Source organism: Dyella sp. (assembly GCF_036568765.1).
Lineage (GTDB): Bacteria > Pseudomonadota > Gammaproteobacteria > Xanthomonadales > Rhodanobacteraceae > GSA-30.
This window is the reverse complement of the sequence record NZ_DATCRY010000211.1, coordinates 1-18,834: the sequence shown is the minus strand read 5'-3', so window position 1 is coordinate 18,834 and position 18,834 is coordinate 1. Positions and strand designations below refer to the sequence as shown.

Here is an 18,834-nt window from a genome sequence, read left to right as displayed (position 1 = left end):
GCGGTAACGTAGCCATGGGCCAATGCGAAGCTGCCTGCGTTGGCGTTCCCGGCGACCTGCACCAGTGAAATGCCTTCGTAACCATGCATCTGATGGTCGTTCGCCACATTGGTATTTGCACCATTGCCTCGCACATCGATAGTTAGTGCAGTCACACCCGAGGCATCGCCTGCAACCAACAGGCGATCGGTGTATTGGTTGCCCAGTGCGCCGCCGACATTGAGCACAGTGCGCAGTGTTGCCGCTCCGCCGCCCTGGTAATTGCCTAGGACGCGTAACCGGCTATAGTCCCCGGTGAAGGCGATCTGCCCCCGATTATCCAAAGTGCGCACTGCGGACTCGCTAGTAATAGTCCAGCGGCTGGTGGCATCCACGCTGAGATCGATATGTCCGTTCGTCAACGGTAGCGCTGCACCTTGAAGCGAAGAACCATTCAGGAGATCCAGGTGCAAGGTGGCATCGCCAAAAGCGACCACGTCGCCAAGCAGCCTCGAGCCGCGATCTGCTTCGACATTGACATGCGTGCCAGGATCGCCTTCGGCGCCGAATGCTCCTTCCTTGCCTTGTACGAGAGCGTTATCTAGCGAAAGTAACGGTGTTCCACCCCTGACATAAAGGCCATAGCCGGCGTCGCCTACTAATGTGCTATCCGTCACCGAAAGCGTTGACTGTGCGTCCAAGGCATCGAGATACAGTGCCACCTGCGTACCTGAAGATACACTACTGCGTTTCAGGTCCATATCGGCGAATCGGTTGAGATAAAGACCTTCACCGTCATCGGCGCGCACGACGATGTCGTTGCCGATGATTTTTGCATAATGCGGACGGGTTGCCTGTGCGAAGATACCGGCGGCGTTTGCTCCTCGCGTGGTAATGCTGCTGCCAGAATCAAGATAGGCCGTGGTTGCGGTGCTTTGATAGTCCGTGCTGCTTAGATAGACGCCATGCGCCCGGCGGCCGAGCGTCTCGACCCGGGTGCCGCTGGCCGAAACGGCGCCGCCATTTTTGAAGATGTCGGGTTCTTCATCGGGAATCATGACGGAAAGGCCAAGGGAGGATTCACCTGAGGTGGAAACGGATCCACCTTTGAGGGTCAAGATGCCTTCGAACGCATTGGCAGCCGGGCTGTTATTGCCGGTGGTCGCGATATACGTGCCATCGGTAAAGATCCGGCCCCTTTTCGCCAAGAGGCCGAACACGGCGTCTCCTGTGGTTAGAACCGAGCCTCCATTAAGAGTCACCGTTCCTTGCACCGAGGCAACGCCGCCGCCCGGAAAGAAAAAGCCATCGAGTTTGGGGGTGCTTGACGATACGATGTTTACATTGTTGGCAGTAACCGATCCATCGTCATTGCTGATTCCCCAGCTTCCTCCGCCACTCACGTCGATCGATCCGCTCGTCAACACGATGATGCCGCCTGTGGCGGTCTCAGCGCCATTTGCCAGCGCGCCGGTGGCTTTGATGTTCGTCCCGAGGGCGGCGATCGACGCATTGCCGTCAGCGTAAAGGGCGGAGGCGCTTTCGCCGGAAGTAGTCACGGATCCGCGCGTGAGCATAACCGAGCTGTCCTTTCCGCCGGCATGAACGCCATTGGCTACATCGCCGAAGCTTGCAATAGTTACGTTATCGGCTGAGATAGAGCCGCCGTTGATGGCTCTGAAGGTGTCTTCAAGATCGTCGAATGTCTCGTAGGTGCCGCCAGCGGAAGCATCTTTGTGTACCCCGTCGGCAACGAACTGGGCCTGCGCCTGAAATGAGAATACGACTGCTGCCGCCAAGGCGGCCCGCTTGAATGATGTTTGCATGTGCCCGCAGAACCTTGTCGCTTGTTCAAGGCGACAAGGTTAGCGACCGATATGTAGCGAGCTGCCGAATTTTTCTCGAGAATTTGCGCGCCAGGGCTTGTTTCGGAATGATTGAGACAAATCCCGATTTTGCTTACGTAGTTTCAGCTGCCTGCCGGTTGGCGTTTCTTGTTTCAAAAGCAGGCTGCCATATCGGGCTTAATGCCAGCCCAGCCCAAGGCTCTTCTGTAATGACACGAAATCCTTCAACAGGTTGGCTTGCCCCTCGACAAGGTTTTGCTGTGCGGAGAACTGTGTGCGCTGCGTATCCAGTAGATCGATCATAGAGGACGCGCCTGCGTCGTAGCGTTGGCGCATCAAGGTTGCGGAGCGATCGGCGGACGCTTCGATCTTCTGCAGTCGAGCGACACTTTCTCGCTGGTGGCCGTAACGCGATAGCGCGTTATTGGCATCCTGTAATGCGGTGAGTACGACTTGCGCATAGCGGGCGCTGGCTTCATCGCGATGGGCTTCGGCCTGTCGAATGCCGTTGCGCGTGCGGCCGAAATCGAGCACATCCCATTGCAGATAAGGCACGCCGAGCCAGGTGAACGAGCTTTTTCGGGCCAGGTGACCGGGATCTACGGCGTTGGTGCCGATGAACCCCAGCATCGTTACCTTGGGGAACAGATCGGCGGTACGTACACCGATCTGTGCACTACTCGCGGCAAGCCGGCGTTCCGCAGCGCGGATATCCGGGCGCTGCTGCAGCATGTGTGCGGGATCGTCGATGGGGACGGTTACGGGCAGGGTGGGTAAGGGCACAGGTGCCGATAATTCGTGGTCGAGCGTACCTGGAGGCTGTCCTGTGAGTACTGCGAGTTGGTTCAGCGATTCGGCGATCTGCTCGTCCAAGGGAATGAGTGTTGCGCGGGTGCTTTCCACCTGGGTGGTTTGGCGCTCGACATCTGTACCGCCAGCGACGCCGCGCATATGCCGCTGCTGGATCAAGACAAGTGTTTGCTGCTCGAGTTCGGCCGATCGCTTGGCCAGAATCAGGCGCTGTTGCTGATCGCGGAGATTGATATAGGCTTGTGCTACTTCGGCTGCCAGCGATACCTGAGTATCGGCGAGGTCGGCATTGACAGCGTCGGCTTCGGCCGAAGCTGCCTCGATCGCGCGGCGTGTGCCGCCAAACAGGTCGGCTTCCCACGAGGCATCGAAGCCAGCGGTATACAGCTGCAACGGGCCACCGTGCTGTGACGTCGAATCGCCCTGCGACGATTGCAAGTCGGATAGATCGGGTTTACGCATACGTACTGCGGCGGCGTCGCCCGATACGGTCGGCAATGCGTCGGCATGTTGCTGTTGCAGCTGCGCTCGGGATTCGCGCAGCCGCGCTTGCGCGGCCTGTACATTCTGGTTGTGCGCCAGCGCTTCTTCGATCAGTGCGTTCAATTGAACATCGCCAAGCGTACTCCACCATTGGCTTGGGGCATGTGAGGGCACGACTCCCTCCGCGGGCGCCCGAACGAAAGCGTTGGCACGGCCGGCGCTACCTGCGACATCCGGTGCGCCGCGATAGTTAGGTCCGACAGTGCAGCCAGGCAACGCCACGATGGATACGAGAAGTGCAAAAAGCAGCTGGCGTGAAGCGCTTGGGTACATGAGAAATATCCTTAGTGGCCGCCTGAAGCTGCCGGTGCACCATAGTTGGGCGTCTTCAGCAGCAGCGCGAGTGGAATGCAACACAGCAGCGCGACGCCGAGAACGTAAAAGATCTCGGAATACGTAATCACCATGGCTTGCTGCCGGATCTGCGCGGCCAATTGGCCGAGTGCCTGCATTTTTGCGTGTGCCATATCGCCGGTTCGTGCGAACCAGCCTGCTGCGCTGGCAGCGAGGCGATCCTGACCAAGCGTCGAATTGGCGGTCAGCGATTCGCGAATCGACGCAACGTGAAAGGTATTGCGCCGATCGATCACGGTGCCGATAACGGCCAGGCCGATCGAGCCACCCAGGTTACGCGCCATGTTGTAGACGCCAGCGGCATCGCCGGCTTCTTCGCGGCTTACCGCCGCCATCGACGCCTGGTTCAAGGGCATGAACACCAGCATCTGACCTGCGCCGCGAACCAGTTGCGACCAGACAAAATCCTGCCCGACACTTTGTGCGGTCAGGTGGATGTCCAGCATGCAGCTCACCACGAAACACATCAGGCCGGTGATCACCATGATTCTGAAATCGACCTTGCCGAGCAGGCGCGGCAGCAATGGCATCATGAGAAATGCTGGCACGCCGGAGATCAGCATGACCCACCCGGATTGCTCGGCGTTATATCCGGCGATCAGGCCGAGGAACTGCGGAATGAGGTAGATGACCGAATAGAACACCGCCCCGACCACCAGCACGATCAGGATGACGCTTGCATAGCGTGGATTGCGCAGCAGGCTCAGGCGCATCACCGGTTTCTTTGCGGTGAACTGCGAGATCGCGATCAGCGCCATGCCAGCTAGCGACAGCAAACTCAGCCAGACGATCATGTCGGACTCGAACCAGCGTTCGCGTTGTCCCTCTTCCAGCACCACCGTCAACGAACTCAGGCCGGCCGAGAGTCCGACGATACCGAGCCAGTCGGCTTGCTTGAGCGCATCCCAGTGCGGATGATCCGCCGGCAGACCGAGTAGTAACAATGCGATCAAGCCGATACATACCGGCAGATTGATAAAGAAGCACCAGCTCCAACTGATATTTTCCGTGAGCCAGCCACCCAGCACAGGCCCTAGCAGTGGGCCGAGCAACACGATCAGACCGAAGATCGTCATACCGATTGGCAACTGAGACATCGGTAAGCGGCTGCGGATGATGGTCTGGCCTGTAGGGATCATTGCGCCGCCGGTCAGCCCCTGGCCGATACGGCCGATAACCATGGCCGTCAGGGTATGCGACATACCGCACATCATCGAAAACAGGATGAACAGGGCTGCGCCACCCAGCAGAAATTTGCGCAAGCCGAACACTCGCGTCAGCCACGCCGCCAGCGGAATAATCACGATTTCGGACATTAGGTAGCCGGTCGAGATCCAAGTGCCTTCCGTACCGGTAGCGCCGATTTCACCCTGAATTTGCGGCAGGGCAGAATTGGTGATGGAGATGTCGAGCGTCGCCATGAGCGCGCCGAGCGAGCCGGCGGCCACGGCAATCCAGTCCGCAGCGCTGGCGTGTGCAGGATGCGCGGCTGGCAAAGAGCCAGTCTCAGCCATGGTCGTTGCCTGCCGAGGTCAGCGAATGCGTATCCACTTCCACCGTCACCGACAGGCCGGGGAGCAGCAACTTACGTGTCTGCTCGTCAGCATCGATCCGGATGCGTACCGGCACGCGCTGCACGATCTTGGTGAAATTACCCGTGGCATTTTCAGGCGGAAGCAGGGCGAACTGTGACCCGGTGCCCGGCGCGAAGCTGTCGACTACGCCGTGCAAGTCTGTGCCCGTCAACGCATCCACATGCAGCCTTGCGGGCTGTCCCGCGCGCATCCGGCCGACCTGGGTTTCTTTAAAATTGGCAGTGAGATAGATGCTCTGTACGGGGACCACGGTCATCATTCGTGTGCCGGGCTGCGCATACTGTCCGACACGGACGGTCCGGTCTCCGATACGGCCGGCGAGCGAGCTGCGGACAAGGGTGTCTTGCAGGTCCAGCTCGGCTCGCCGTTCCGATGCCTGAGCGGCCTCCAACTGGGCCTTTGCTTGCGCTAATTGGGCGTCCAGATCGGCCATGCGTTCCTGTGCCTGAGCAAGAGCTGCCGTGTCGGCGGCCAGTGTTGCGCGCGCCTGATCCCGGTTAGCGGTCAATACCGACAACTGATCGCCACTTTCAGCGCCTGTGGTTGCCAACGGGCCGTAGCGGCGTACTTCGTCTTCGGTGTGGCGGCTGTTGATCGCCGCCACTTGTTGCTGCGCCTTTGCCTGTTCGATAGCAGCACGTTGTTGCGGGATGGCCGCCTGCGCACGTTGGATATCGGCCTTGCGGGCGTCGATGGTGGCTTTGGCTTGGTCCAGCGCGGCTTGGTATTGGCGACTGTCCAGTCGTACCAACGGGTCGCCTGCCTTGACGGCAACGTTGTCTGCGACGTAGACGTCAGTGACATAGCCGCTGACCTTCGGAGCGACGATGACGCTGTCCGCCTGCAGGTAGGCATCGTCCGTGCTTTGGATGAAGCGCCCTACAAGCCACCAGTAGGCTAGCGCGAGCACCGCTGCAGGACATAGCACGAGCGCTGCGGGCAAAAGGAAACGACGTATTCTCGATGGGCGAACGGGGGGAGCGGCAGCGCCTCTGGAGGCGTCCGATACGGGTTCGGTCGTGGCGGGCATGCTTGACGGTCCTGAAAATGTTCCAGGTGGAATATTTATTCCGATTGGAATACATTTGTCAAATGGTATCCTCGGGGGGTAAGCAGGAGATCGTTCTCATGAGAGGCAACGCATGACCCCAAGCAAGCGCCCCCGTCGCCCTACCGAGGGCGGTTATGCACGTGGCGACGAAACCCGCCAACGCATCATCGCCGCAGCCGTGAAGCTATTTGGCGAGCACGGCTTCGCCGGGGCGTCGACACGCGATATCGCCGCGGCGGCCGGGGTCAATGCCCCTGCACTGCAGTACTACTTCGAAAACAAGCAGGGCGTGTATCAAGCTTGTGCCGAATTTGTCACGAACGAGCTCAGGGACCGATTCGCTCCCGCCATGCGGCAAGCCAACGATGCCTTGAAGGGCGATGGCGGCATGGATGCGTTGATCGATGCGTTCGTCGGCATCCAGGAGGTTACCCTGGATAGTGTGATCTTGCGCACGCACGCATCGAAGAAGCGACTCTTCGTTGCTCGAGAGCTTGGCGACGAGGAGGCCAATGTGGCCTCCAAGATGCTCAATCGCCGGCTGAAGCAGCCGCTGAACAAGGTAACGCTGGCCTTGCTGGCGCGCATTACCGGTCGGGGTGCCGACGACCCGGTTACCCGCATCCGGATGTTGACGCTCAAGGGCCAGATCATGCCGTTCTATCACCCGCCGGGCGCTTGCCTCGATGTGCTCGGATGGAAGGAGATCGATGCGGAGAAGGGGGCCTTACTCAAGGCGAACGTGCTTGAGCAAACGCGTACGCTGCTTAATAGTTGGCGGATCGAATAGCAGGCATTCTAGTGGTGGCTCGAGGGATGAGGAGCTTCTCGCATCTTGGGTTTGCCGTGGCGAGAGACTGCGGTTTCGATTCGGAATACGGAGGGTTAGCGGCACTCGCCGTGCTCCGGACCTAGCGGCCAGCGTCTCCACGTCGATAATCGATGGTGAGCTCGTCAAGCTGCGCTTTCAATTCGGGAGCGATCTCGAAATCGGCGGCAGCGAGTGTGTCCTTCAATTGCTCGCTTCGGCTTGCCCCAAGAATCACAGATGTGATGACAGGGTTTGCCATGATCCAGGCGATGCTCAGCGTCGGCAGTGGCACGTCCGCCTTTCGTGCGACAGCAGTGAGCCGCTCAATCGTGTCGAACTCCCGCTCGCGCCAATAACGCGCCTTGTACATTTCGCCGAACTGGCCCATCTCGGCTGAGAAACGCCCCTTATCCGGATCGTCGGCGCGGCGATAGCGCCCGGTGAGCATGCCGCCTGCCAACGGGTTGTACGGATTGACTGCCAAGCCTTCTTCTTTGGCCAGGGGCAACAATTCACGCTCTATTTCGCGGAACAACAAGTTATAGCGTGGTTGCACCGAAACGTAGCGTGCGAGCCGCAATACATCTTGCCGGCCGAGAGCGCGGGCCAGACGGTATGCCAGAAAATTCGACACGCCGATATAGCGAGCCTTGCCGGAACGCACGATGATGTCCAGAGCCTCCGCGGTTTCCTCCAGAGGCGTGGTCGCATCGTCTATATGCACCTGATAGAGATCGATGTAGTCAGTATTCAGGCGCAGCAGTGAAGCATCGACCGCATCGAGCAGGTGTTTGCGCGACGTGCCACGATCCCAGGGGAGTGGGCCCATCGGCGCGCCGCCTTTTGTCCCCAAAATGAACCTGGCTCGCTTGTCTTTCAGCCAGCGCCCGGTGATCTCTTCAGAACTCCCGATCTCATGCGGCAAGGCGCCGCCGGGGTACATATTGGCAGTATCGATAAAGTTCACCCCCGCTTCAGCAGCAACATCGAGGATGCGGAACGCTTCGGCTTCGCCGGTCTGATGACCGAACGTTCCGGTGCCCACGCATAGGCGGGAAACAGACAAACCTGTGCTGCCTAGTGGCGCGAACTGCATGGCAACCTCGATCGTTTGGGGCAAATGAGAGGGTGAGGGGCTATTTGTATCGATCACTATAGTTCCGCGCAAAACGGGTCGTCAAGGATTTTGTAACGAATGCTATAATTGCGCTGCGAGACAAGTATCGGGGTGCGATATGGCGCGTCAACGAGTGTTTGACATCGAAACGGCGATAGAAGCGGCGACGGTATTGTTCTGGCGCCAGGGTTATGAGGGCACTTCGCTATCCGACCTCACCACAGCCATCGGAATCGCGCCGCCGAGCTTTTATCACGCATTCGGTAGCAAAGAGGCACTTTTTCGTCGCGTCCTCGATCGCTATCGGGCCAGTCGTCTGCAATACGCCGAGGATGCGGTGAACTGCGCCACAGCAAGGGAGGTGGCCGAGCAAATGCTTCTTCGATGGGCGGAGCTTTATACCGATCCGGAATGCCCTCCCGGCTGCCTTGCCGCCAACTGTGCCCTGGCCGGCGGCGCCCCGGATAGCTTGTTAGGCGGTGAGTTGACCCGTGTACGTAAGGCGCGGCAAGGGCGTTTGCGCAAACGCTTCAAGCGTGCGCAACAGGAGGGCGATCTGGCCGCTGGCGCCAATCCCGATGCGCTCGCCCGTTTTTTGATGACTGTAGGCTGGGGAATGGCGTCCGATGCGCGTTCTGGTGCAAGCCGCGCGGATCTGCTTTGTACCGTCGAGATGGCGCTAAAAGCGTGGCCCGGCTGAGGCCGGTTGGTGCATCGACGGCTTATCGCTTTTCAAGACGCCGTATCGCCCCAAGAAACGCTGGCATCCGCGTGATGGGCGCCATCGTTTGCTTTTCACTATGGCGATACCTTGCTCCGTGCAAATGTGCCGGCGTGCAGTGTGCTGACACAACCTACTGAGCGGAGCGAGTCATGAGCCAGAATGATCACGATATTAAAGTCATCAATGGACTGATTGCGGCCACCATCGACAGCGAAGAGGGGTACCGCGAAGCGGCGAAAGAGGCGGAAAACCCGATGTTTCGCGATCTTTTTCAGGACTGGTCCGCTGAGCGCCGGCAGGTTGCCATCGGGCTCCAGCAAGTGGTCGCTTCGTTGGGTGGTGATCCTGAAGACGATGGCACTGCGTTGGCGTCGGTTCATCGCGTATTCGTCGACTTGCGAGCATCCATGAGCAAGGGCGATAAAGCGGTCGTAGCGGAGGTGGAGCGTGGCGAGGACCATATCAAAGCGAAGTTCGAAGAAGCCCTGAGCGACGAAAAGCTCGCTCCTTTATGCCGTGAGGCGGTGCAGGCCGCATTTGTCTCGGTGCGGCAAGGTCACGACGAAATGCGCGACCTCAAGCGTGGCATGGAACAATAAAGAAATACACAAAGGTGCGGCATGGGGCGAGCGACGGCCCCGGTCTCAGGGTCTCGCTCGATCCCTGCGGAATGAAGCATGCACGTCCATGGCGATGGTTTTTAGCGCGCCTTCGGTGCCTTCGCAGGTGTCATTGGCAAGCAGAACGAAACCTTCGCCCTGTGCCGGAAACAGCACGACCTGGCTGGACATGCCGAAGCTGCCGCCGCCATGCCATAACACCGGTTGTTCACCCTCGGTAGCCAGATTCCAGGGCATGGCCTCACCTTCCTTTGCGTTGCCGACCAGTGGTTGCCGCATTTGCCTGACGATGGGATCGTTCGCGTCCAACTGCCAACGTATGTATTTCGACATGTCTTCTGTGGTGGAGTAAAGGCCCCACGCGGCGCCAGCATTGCGTGGATGATAAGGCACCTTACGATCTTGTCGGTCGAAGCCGGATAACAGAAGCGTGTGTTTAGCGCCTTCGACGGTAAATCCGGTCGAGTTCATACCCAACGGCTGAAGCAGCTGCCGGCTCATCAATGTCTCAAAGGGCTGCCCGTATATCTTCTCCAACCCAAGTCCAATCACCTGATAGCCTGCGTTGGAATACACCTCGGTGCTTCCCGGGGCGCTGCGCAGTTTCACTCGATGCAAGGCGGAAAGTAGCTTGCTGCGATCGAAGCCTTTCTGCAGCGCAAGCAACTCATAAGGCAAGGTCTTGAAATCTTTTTTGGTAAAAATGGCATCCGAATCGGGAATGTCGCGCGGCATGCCGGAGCGATGCGTGATCAAGGTAGCCAGAGTGATGGGTTTGTCCTGCCAGGCCAGGTTAGCGTAGTCGCCAGGAAGATAGAGTCGAAAATCGTCGTCGATGTGCAGCTTGTCCTCGATCACTGCTCGTGCAGCCAGCGAGCCGGTGAAGGTTTTGGTGACCGAGGCGAGCTCGTATATGCTATGGCGGCCGGGTAGCGTGTGCCCATGAGGTCGGGTTGCACCGTAGTTGTAGAAAAAAACTCCCCCAGGCGTTACTACGCCAATAGATAGACCAACATGGCAGCCGTTGCGGAAGTAGTCGACCGCGGCATTATCCATGGCGCGATCTAGCGCTCCCTGGCGTGGATTGTCGCTGGCCACCGCGGGCAGGCGAGCGGAGTCTGCGGCAGCCGTTGCAGTAACGAGCAGTGCCGCAAGGCAAGCGAGACGGCCAACGGGACACGATAGCGACATGGCTTGCTCCTGAATATCTTGGGGCGGAAATAGACGTGGATCATCCTGCCTCACGGCAGGTGTTCGGCCTTGTGTAGAAGGTCATGATGTCCGTGGTGCAGTCGACATGCCCCTGGATGGCATGGCGGTGCAATAAACCTGGGTCTTGATACGGATCAAGACCCCCGCTGGCTCATGCTGGCATGCTGTTCGCATCTTGGATTCCTTATCTAGCGAGCGTGGACCATGAAACGCGAGCCACTACTGCCACTCCCTCCATCGATACTGATATTGAGCGTGGTCACCGTTGCCAGCGCATGCCTTGCATACTTGAGTGAGTCGCCCGCTTGGCGCTGGGGCGCGGGGGTGGTCTGCGCCCTGGCGATTGTCCTGTGGATGATCACCCTTTTTCGGCCCTCGCCGCGAGGAAAATAGCTTCCTGAAAACACGCCCATTTGGAGTAGAGCGTGCGGCCGGATTCGCTGATACCATGAGCACCCGACAGATCGAACGCGGGGGCCTATGGCGGTATCTGCAGACGTTGGCCGGTCTCATCCGCACCTCCTTGTCGTCGACGACGACGATGAGGTGGTGGCCCTTATTCGTCGCTATTTCGCCGGCCAAGGTTTTACCGTCAGCTCTGCTGAGGATGGGGTCGGCGCGCAGGACATCGTGGCACGGGAAACCGTGGACGTGATCCTGCTCGACCTGGGTTTGCCGCGGGAAGATGGTTTTGAGGTTTGCCGGCAGCTCAGGGCGCATTGGTCGGGAGCCATCATCATGGTCACCGGCCGCGGTGACGCCGTGGACCGTGTCGTAGGACTTGAGCTCGGAGCGGACGATTACGTCACCAAACCCTTCGATTTGCGCGAGCTCCTGGCGAGGGTACGTAGCGTACTCCGCCGGATGTCCGTTGCTCGTCCCGCCGCAAGGCCTGTTTCGAATTCACGGGCCTTGAGGTTTGCCGGTTTCGTCCTGGACATGGAAACTCGCAGTTTGTCGCGGGAGCCTGGCGGCGAGATCAGGTTGACCAGTGGAGAGTTCGATCTCCTTTGTGTTCTTGCCCAGCATGCTAACCGTGTACTCAGCCGCGACCAGATCATGGGGTATCTTCATGGGCGCGACGCTGGCCCGTACGATCGGGCCGTCGATGTCCAGATCGGCCGCCTTCGCAAAAAGCTGGAAGACGATCCACAGGAGCCCCGCCTGATCAAATCGATTCGGGGCGCGGGATACCTCTTCGCCACTTCGGTCTCTGCCGGTTAGGGCACACCATGTTCCGCGAACTGTTCGATATTGCTCCCGATGCCATGCTTGCTGTGGACGGGGCAGGTGTCATCGTCCGTGTGAATAGCCAGGCGGAGAAACTATTTGGTTACGACGAAGGGGCACTCTTGGGGCGACCCATCGAGGTACTGCTTCCGGAGAGAGCACGTTCCGCTCATAAGGATCATGTAGCCAGGTATTCCCATAATCCGCGCGTGCGTCCCATGGGCGCTGGCCAGGAACTCGTCGGCCTGCGTTCCGACGGTGCTGAATTTCCTGTGGAAGTGGCACTCAGTCCTGTGCGTTCCGAAGATAACTCGCTTTATGTTGCCGCCATCCGGGATATCTCTGAAACGCAAAGAGCACGGCAAGCGTTGGTGCGAGCCCGTCATGACAGCGCCATCGCGCAGATCGGTCAGCTTCTCCTGGCGGCCCCCAACCTTGGCGAGGCGATCGAAGATATAGCGCGGCAGGTTTCTGTCGCGCTGCGGGTGCAGGGTGTGGCGCTCGCCTTCAAGGATGCGCTGCATGAGCGTATCAGAGTGCACACCACGCTAGGTGTGCCCAGGGAGCTGGTGGACGCGCTGAATCGGGCGCTGCCGTCAGGGCTCATGGACGCGCTGGCGGCAGACGGCAAGCCGCATGTCTTCGATCCGTCACTTCTGGCAAACGATGCGGGAAGGATGTTCGCAACGGCAGCCGTCGCGCCGCTTCTCGATCCGACCCAGCCTCTGGGGGGCTTGCTGGTATTCTCGCAGGAAGCACGAGAGTTCGAACACGATGCGATGCATTTCCTGCAATCGTTTGCTTTGATGTTGACCAGCGCGATCCAGCGAATCAGGACCCAGGAACAGCTGTCTCATGCGCAACGTCTAGAGGCTGTCGGGCAATTGACCGGTGGTATTGCACATGATTTCAATAATCTGTTGACGATCATCTCGGGTAATCTGCAAATTCTTGAAGACGAACTCGCTGACAAGCCCGATACGCTGGAAGTGTTGCAAGCGGCCCGGCGCGCCAGCGCTCGCGGATCGGATCTGACGCGCAAGCTGCTGGCATTTGCGCGCAGACAGCAGCTATCGCCACAAGTCTGTCGTGTCGACGCGATACTTGAAGATCTTGGTGGGTTGCTTCGGCGCACGCTTGGCGATGCGATTGAGCTGGATATTGTTTGCCCGCCGGACGCCCCTGCCATTTTTGTGGATCCTGGGCAGCTAGAAGCCGCTCTGGTCAATCTTGCCATCAATGCCAGGGATGCCATGCCGCGTGGCGGCCGGTTGTCGATTGCCGTCACTGTGCGCGATGGTGAGTCCGGTGGGCCGGCGGCGGGCAAGGAGAGCGATATCGTGTTGTCTGTGCGGGATACCGGTATTGGCATGTCCCCGGAAGTTCTGGCTCACGCCTTCGAGCCTTTCTTCACTACAAAAGGGCAGCATAAAGGAACCGGGCTGGGGTTGAGTATGGTCTACGGTTTCGTCACCCAATCCGGAGGGCGATTGACGATCGAGAGCAAGCTTGGCTATGGAACATGCATCGAACTGCATTTGCCTGCAGCCGCTCCCGCGCTGGCCGTAACGGCCAGGAACCATGCTCCGCAGGCGGGCAGGCTCTCTCCAGGAACGATTCTCGTGGTAGAGGACGAGCCGGACGTTCGCGATGTCGCGTTGCGCTTTCTTCGTTCGCTTGGCTATGTCGGGTACGCCGCCCGTAACGCTGAGCAGGCCTTGGAGATGCTGCACACGCTGCCAGCTGTCACCATGGTGTTTTCGGACATCATGCTGGGGAGCGGTATGACCGGAGTGGCCCTGGCGCACAGGTTGCGAGAGACGAGGCCAGACCTGCCGGTATTGCTTACTTCCGGCGACGAGCGCTCGTTACGTACGGAGGCATATGACGACAGCGTCTACGAATTGCTGCCTAAACCGTACCTTCGCGACGATTTGGCCGCTGCGCTAGTCAGGGCGACGCATCGATGGGACAGCCGAGATCAATGAATGCGTTCGTTCTGCTGGGATAACTGCTCCAGCCGAGAGGGATCGGTAATCTGGACATCGCGCAGTTGGATGCGGATGCATCCCAGATCCGCCAAGTGCGACAGGGCGCGCGTTACCGTCTCGTGTTTGAGGGCAAGAAAGCTGGCGATATCCATCCGGCTCATGCGCAACATAAAGCGCCTGCCACTGAAGCCGAGGTCTTCATGCCGTGCTGCCATGTGAAGTAGAAACGACGCCACGCGTTGTTCTGCCCCAAGAGTACTCTGAGCGAGCATCCAGCGCCGGTCGTTGCGCATCTCGGCGGCCAATATATCGGCTAACCGTGCCTGCAAGGACGGATCGGCAGCGCCTGCTCGTAGCAAACACGTATAGGGCACTTCCCAGACTACGCTGCTGTCCAGCGCGACCGCCGAGCATACATGCATGCTCGTGCCGATCGCTTCGGTGCCGAGCACGTCGCCTCGCATGTGGAACGCCGTAACGCGCTCGCGCCCATCTTCGGATACCAGCGTATTTTTGAGGAAGCCCGCATGAACGAGAAATAAGGAGCGAAAAGGCTGGCCCGCGCGATAGAGAGCCTTTCCTGCTTCCAGTTTATGCATCTGGACAAGCATATGACTACGCAGCGCGTCGAGATCGAACCCTGCGCCGGGCGCTGGGCGAACAACCGGTTTGGCGACGGGTGCAGCATGGATCGATGAGCTATTGTGCTCCTGGATGACTGCGTTCATGGTAGCTCTCCCCGGCTGTGAACAAAGTGCCTGGAGTCGAAAGCTAGCCATGCTTATCGACACAACGATGAGCGACGCGTAACGCTTGGTAACAGTTTGTAACTGTATCGGCCGCGTAGAGCGACCCGGCCGCGCATTGATCTGTCTCAATGCGCGACCTCGTCCGCTCCCTAGATTGGAACATGACTCGCTCCATGACCCGATACCATGATCATGAAAGACACCTTGTCTCCTTTTGTCACCCCGGTCGCGGTGGAAGCATGGGATACGTGGTTTCGCTGGCGTGAAAAGGGGCGGTTGCGCGACATCACTGTCGATGCGACCTGGGAGCGCATCAGTAACACATTGGTGCAGGGGTTGCCGCCGGACGAACGGCCCGAGGCCGAGTATGAATTCCTACGGGCTTTCCGGGCCTGGGAAGTTCTGATTGACGAACGCGTGCTGGCCAGCGCCGGCACGGATGCTCCCTATTGGCCGCAAGACTGGCTTTCGGTGGCGGTGAATGTCGCCAGTTTTGTGCGAGGCCCTGCGGCAAGGACCTACATCGACCTGGCTGCCATGCAGCGTGCGGCGGCTTTGGCCGTCAAGCTGGCCGACCTGGCCGCATGGCAGGCAGGGGCTACGACAGAGCGAATACTGCATCATCGCATCGGGATCATCGGTTTTGGCGATGCCTTAGTACGATTGAATGAGGATTACGATAGCGTGGCTGCATTGCGGGCGATGGCGCAGGTCGGAAATGCGTTGCGTCGAGGGACGGTAGTCGGATCGATCGCGCAAGCCAAACGCTACGGCTGTCTGGTTCGCCCAGGCGAAGGTCGCTCGTTGGACTGGTTACGCCAATTGCCACCCTCATGGAGAGATGAAGGAGAGGGTGCCGGATTCAGGCATGCCATGCTTACGGCGATATCGCCTCAACCGCGGCTGGCCCTTTTTGCCAACTGTGTTGCCGATGGCATCGAACCGGTGCAAGTAGAGCATGGACAGGCAGGCGCTGCGGGTATGGAAAGCCACGACTACGCGGGATCTGCGCTGTCCAGGCGAAGCACACAGTTGCGGCCATCACGGAGCTTGCCCCATGCGTTGGTGCTGGCCAGGCAGAAGATGGTGGCCGAGATACTCCCCTGGCTCGATCAGCCCATCGCGTCTGCGCGCGACGCTCTTGGCATAACGTCTGTCCACGCATAAGACGCATAGGATCGGTGCGGGAGAGCTATGGTCGATGCCTGCTTTTTTCTTGATCCGCATCAAGATTGAGTCTGTCAACGGGCGAGACACTATCCTTAGATTCCAGATGAGGTGATGCGCCATGGCCATGCTGCATAGTCGAGCTTATTGGCGGCGTCGGGGGCGTGCCAGCGCTCCCATCGAGAGCGAGGCGGAGGCTCGCCGCGCAGGCACAACGTCCAAGAAAGCACTATTTACACACATCTGTATTCCAGTCGATGGTACGGAAGCATCGTTCGAAGCAGCTTTCAAGGTTGTAACGCTGGCTGCTGCCATGCGAGCGAAAGTATATGTATTTCATGTGCTGCAGCCACTATCTGCGGTGACGTATGTGGCCGAACTGATTCAGTTCATGGATGCCACCTACCAGGATATGGCGGTAGACCGCGCCAGGAAATACTTGGACCGCGTGTGCGCATTGGCGCGCGATGCCGGCGTTGAATGCCAATCCGGCTACGCCTTCGATCAGCGTCCTTATTGTGCCATTGCTGGAGCGATTGCGCGCGAAGGTTGCGATCTCGTCGTCATGGGAACACACAGCTGGGAGGGATGGGCTAGGCACGTTCGTGGTAGTGAGACGGTGAAGCTCATCCAATGCGTGGATGTGCCAGTACTGGCAATGCATTGATGTTCAAAGCGAGGCAGACGATTTCAGAAGCCCGAAAGCTACTTTGATCGCCGTTCCAGTGCGCGTCGCGACAAGGCGGATCGATACCGCATTTTATAGATCTCGCTGGGACAACAACGAAAATCCGATAGATATTCGGATGTCCATTTAAAGCGGTTCTACCAGGTCATTTCGGCAGAAGCACGTACGCGATTGATTTCTATCAAGGCGCTACCGATATTTCTTACTTGAAACTAACGCGCACGGATTTGCGGATCGTCTAAGGAGTTGGCTATGTCATCACAGCACGCGTACCAGAATCTTTCGGCCTATGCATCCATTGCCGGCGAGCATTGGATCGAGACCTTGCTTGACGGAAGCCACGTGCTAGTTCGCCCTTTGCGGCATGAAGATAGGGACCGCGAGCGGCGCTTCATCGAGCGGCTTTCCCCGAGGTCGCGCTATTTTCGATTTCTGGCAGAAAACCAGAAGGTCAGTGAGGTTTTGCTTGGGCAGCTCATGAATGTCCGTGAGCCCGACAGCTGCGCGTTCATTGCCCTCGTCCACGACAATGGTGAGCTACGTGAGGTCGGTGTTACTCGCTACAGTGCCTCTGACGAAGGCAGCTGCGAATGCGCTGTGACCGTTGCCGAAGATTGGCAGCACAAGGGATTGGCTGTGGCTCTGATGCGTCATCTGATCGCCAAAGCGCGCGCCGCCGGATTCAAGAAAATGTATTCGATCGACAGTGCCGAAAACGGCCAGATGCGGGAGTTGGCTATGTATCTTGGATTTAGCCGTAGCCCCGATCCCGACGATGGCATGCAGGTCATTCATTCACTGGCGCTCTAAACGAGAGAATCCTATGATGGATCTGCGTGCCACATCGGCGGATATCTTGCCGGTGATGCCTTCCGTATCCCCTTCCATGGCGGGCATCCTTGCTTTGATTACATCGTCGCGCGCACCGTGGAGCAGCGCGACGCTGACCGCTACCGCTTTGGCTCATGCGTTCGGCAGCGCCTTGACAGGTTGTCTGTTCGAGGAATTACGAATCAGTCGGCGCAGCAGTGAGCAGGTCGCCGCGGCATTCCATGATGCCGCGCCAGAAGCTCATTCGGTGGATCGAGAGGGGGACGATTTTGTCGCATTCGCGATGGATGGTGGGATACATCATGTCCACTGGCGCAGCGTCGGCGGCGATTTACCCGCGTTACTTTCGCAACTGGGAAGCTGGCACAATCTGGCCGTGCTCGATCGCATCCTGATCGAGGGCTCCGGCAAGAAATTCGCGTTCAGCAAGGCGCTGTGTGCCACTCGGATACCTTGCCTGATCATGCCTTCGCAGGCGGCTTCCAAGATCGAGTTCGAGCGTATAGCGCTGGCTTGGGATGGCAGCGACTCGGCCACGCGGGCGATCTATGCGGCGCTGCCTGTCATCCTCAAGGCCAGGCATGTCCACATCCTGGATGGTTCTCTTGATACATCCTGGGCTCGTGTCGCCGCACCGCGTTTCGATCCTTATATGTACTTAGGGCGGCTTGGCCTCAGAGTACACGCTCGCTTGATCCATTCCGGAGTCCGGGCGGGGGTGCGGCTGTTGGCGGAAGCGGAGCAATTAAAAGCTGATTTGTTGATTATGGGTGCGTATAACCACTCGCGGCTTGAAGAGCGATGGTGGGGTGGGACAACGCACTTCGTGCTCGAACATGCCGCGATTCCGGTGTGGATGCAGCATTGACATGGCAGGGAGTCGTTCATGTATGACTTGATTCTCCATGTAGACGATATGCGCGACGATGCTGCCGTTGTCGTGGCCGGTTTACCGCTCGCCCATGCGTTTGGCGCGTTTGCGACCGGCTTGCATGTCATCGACATCGTTCCGTCCACTCTGGCGATTCCCGATGTCGCCGCAGTGCTTGCCCAAGCGGAAATCGAAGCCAGCGCCATGGCGACATGGTGGTCGGAACTGTGCGGGCGCCATCACGTCGAAGGCACGTGGGAGGTGGGGCGAGGGCCTTATGCCAGCGTGCTGGCACATCGATCCTGCCTGGCCGATCTTACCGTAAGCACATTGCCGAGCCTGGAAACCGGGTACATGCAAGGTTTCGATTACCTGACGCATGTGCTTTTATCGGGCGCGTCGCCGATGTTGCTGTTGCCTATGGATACTCAGCGAGCGCTGAAATTTCGGAACGTTACGGTTGCCTGGAATGGGTCGTTGGAGGCGGTAAGAGCGCTCCGTGCTGCGCTCCCGTTTCTTCGTCAGGCCGCGTCCGTCACGGTATGGGACGGCTCAGTCGAGCTTTTGCCCGGATTGTCGCCTGCACGTCTGCCGATACACGACTGGTTGCGGCGGGAAGGGGTCGAAACGGCGGCCATCCACCC

At 58.9% G+C, this 18,834-nt stretch carries 16 protein-coding genes and 1 pseudogene; 10 read left to right on the top strand and 7 right to left on the bottom strand.

Going from position 1 to position 18,834, the window contains the following annotated elements; translation table 11 throughout:
- From VIM98_RS14855 to VIM98_RS14840, 4 genes are all read right to left on the bottom strand, one after another.
- Positions 1 to 1,805, bottom strand: a 1,805-nt coding sequence (locus VIM98_RS14855; RefSeq protein ID WP_331993886.1) for a hypothetical protein, incomplete at its 3' end; no start/stop codon positions are given.
- A 198-nt stretch (positions 1,806 to 2,003) separates the two neighbouring features.
- On the bottom strand, positions 2,004 to 3,452 hold the full coding sequence (locus tag VIM98_RS14850) for an efflux transporter outer membrane subunit (RefSeq protein WP_331993885.1): 1,449 nt from the start codon (positions 3,450 to 3,452) through the stop codon (positions 2,004 to 2,006).
- Between the two features lie 11 nt (positions 3,453 to 3,463).
- Positions 3,464 to 5,047, bottom strand: coding sequence for an MDR family MFS transporter (locus VIM98_RS14845; protein WP_331993884.1), 1,584 nt, complete (start codon positions 5,045 to 5,047; stop codon positions 3,464 to 3,466).
- Positions 5,040 to 6,056: an HlyD family secretion protein gene (locus VIM98_RS14840; RefSeq protein ID WP_331993883.1), complete on the bottom strand. Its 1,017-nt coding sequence runs from the start codon at positions 6,054 to 6,056 to the stop codon at positions 5,040 to 5,042. The genes VIM98_RS14845 and VIM98_RS14840 overlap by 8 nt, the downstream gene beginning before the upstream one ends.
- A gap of 214 nt (positions 6,057 to 6,270) precedes the next feature.
- Between VIM98_RS14840 and VIM98_RS14835 the strand changes: the two genes are divergently transcribed.
- Entirely contained in the window at positions 6,271 to 6,969 is a 699-nt protein-coding gene (locus VIM98_RS14835; protein WP_331993882.1) for a CerR family C-terminal domain-containing protein, read from the top strand.
- 121 nt (positions 6,970 to 7,090) lie between these two features.
- On the opposite strand, the gene VIM98_RS14830 is transcribed toward VIM98_RS14835, so the two are convergent.
- Positions 7,091 to 8,086: an aldo/keto reductase gene (locus tag VIM98_RS14830; RefSeq protein ID WP_331993881.1), complete on the bottom strand. Its 996-nt coding sequence runs from the start codon at positions 8,084 to 8,086 to the stop codon at positions 7,091 to 7,093.
- Positions 8,087 to 8,240: 154 nt separating this feature from the next.
- Here VIM98_RS14830 and VIM98_RS14825 point away from each other — a divergent pair, with 154 nt between their 5' ends.
- Positions 8,241 to 8,807 (top strand): TetR/AcrR family transcriptional regulator, encoded by a 567-nt coding sequence (locus VIM98_RS14825; protein ID WP_331993880.1) that lies wholly within the window; start codon positions 8,241 to 8,243, stop codon positions 8,805 to 8,807.
- Between the two features lie 173 nt (positions 8,808 to 8,980).
- Positions 8,981 to 9,430 (top strand): PA2169 family four-helix-bundle protein, encoded by a 450-nt coding sequence (locus tag VIM98_RS14820; RefSeq protein ID WP_331993879.1) that lies wholly within the window; start codon positions 8,981 to 8,983, stop codon positions 9,428 to 9,430.
- Between the two features lie 45 nt (positions 9,431 to 9,475).
- On the opposite strand, the gene VIM98_RS14815 is transcribed toward VIM98_RS14820, so the two are convergent.
- On the bottom strand, positions 9,476 to 10,507 hold the full coding sequence (locus VIM98_RS14815) for a serine hydrolase domain-containing protein (protein ID WP_331993878.1): 1,032 nt from the start codon (positions 10,505 to 10,507) through the stop codon (positions 9,476 to 9,478).
- 636 nt (positions 10,508 to 11,143) lie between these two features.
- On the opposite strand from VIM98_RS14815, the gene VIM98_RS14810 reads away from it, so the two are divergent.
- Together VIM98_RS14810 and VIM98_RS14805 are read left to right on the top strand one after the other, a co-directional pair.
- Entirely contained in the window at positions 11,144 to 11,887 is a 744-nt protein-coding gene (locus VIM98_RS14810; protein WP_331993877.1) for a response regulator, read from the top strand.
- Positions 11,888 to 11,895: 8 nt separating this feature from the next.
- Positions 11,896 to 13,881: a PAS domain S-box protein gene (locus VIM98_RS14805; RefSeq protein ID WP_331993876.1), complete on the top strand. Its 1,986-nt coding sequence runs from the start codon at positions 11,896 to 11,898 to the stop codon at positions 13,879 to 13,881.
- On the opposite strand, the gene VIM98_RS14800 is transcribed toward VIM98_RS14805, so the two are convergent.
- A complete protein-coding gene (locus VIM98_RS14800; protein WP_331993875.1) occupies positions 13,875 to 14,612 on the bottom strand; it encodes a Crp/Fnr family transcriptional regulator in 738 nt (245 codons plus the stop codon). The genes VIM98_RS14805 and VIM98_RS14800 overlap by 7 nt on opposite strands.
- A 213-nt stretch (positions 14,613 to 14,825) precedes the next feature.
- On the opposite strand from VIM98_RS14800, the gene VIM98_RS14795 reads away from it, so the two are divergent.
- The 5 genes and pseudogenes from VIM98_RS14795 to VIM98_RS14775 all read left to right on the top strand — a co-directional run.
- Complete coding sequence (locus VIM98_RS14795; RefSeq protein ID WP_331993874.1) at positions 14,826 to 15,800, top strand: hypothetical protein; 975 nt, start codon at positions 14,826 to 14,828, stop codon at positions 15,798 to 15,800.
- A gap of 121 nt (positions 15,801 to 15,921) precedes the next feature.
- Positions 15,922 to 16,467, top strand: coding sequence for a universal stress protein (locus tag VIM98_RS14790; protein ID WP_331993873.1), 546 nt, complete (start codon positions 15,922 to 15,924; stop codon positions 16,465 to 16,467).
- 363 nt (positions 16,468 to 16,830) lie between these two features.
- A complete protein-coding gene (locus VIM98_RS14785; RefSeq protein ID WP_331993872.1) occupies positions 16,831 to 17,298 on the top strand; it encodes a GNAT family N-acetyltransferase in 468 nt (155 codons plus the stop codon).
- 13 nt (positions 17,299 to 17,311) lie between these two features.
- The gene (locus tag VIM98_RS14780) at positions 17,312 to 18,187 is read left to right on the top strand and encodes a universal stress protein (protein WP_331993871.1); all 876 of its coding nucleotides are present in this window, start codon (positions 17,312 to 17,314) and stop codon (positions 18,185 to 18,187) included.
- 18 nt (positions 18,188 to 18,205) lie between these two features.
- Positions 18,206 to 18,834: pseudogene (locus VIM98_RS14775) on the top strand (hypothetical protein); the annotation flags it as partial.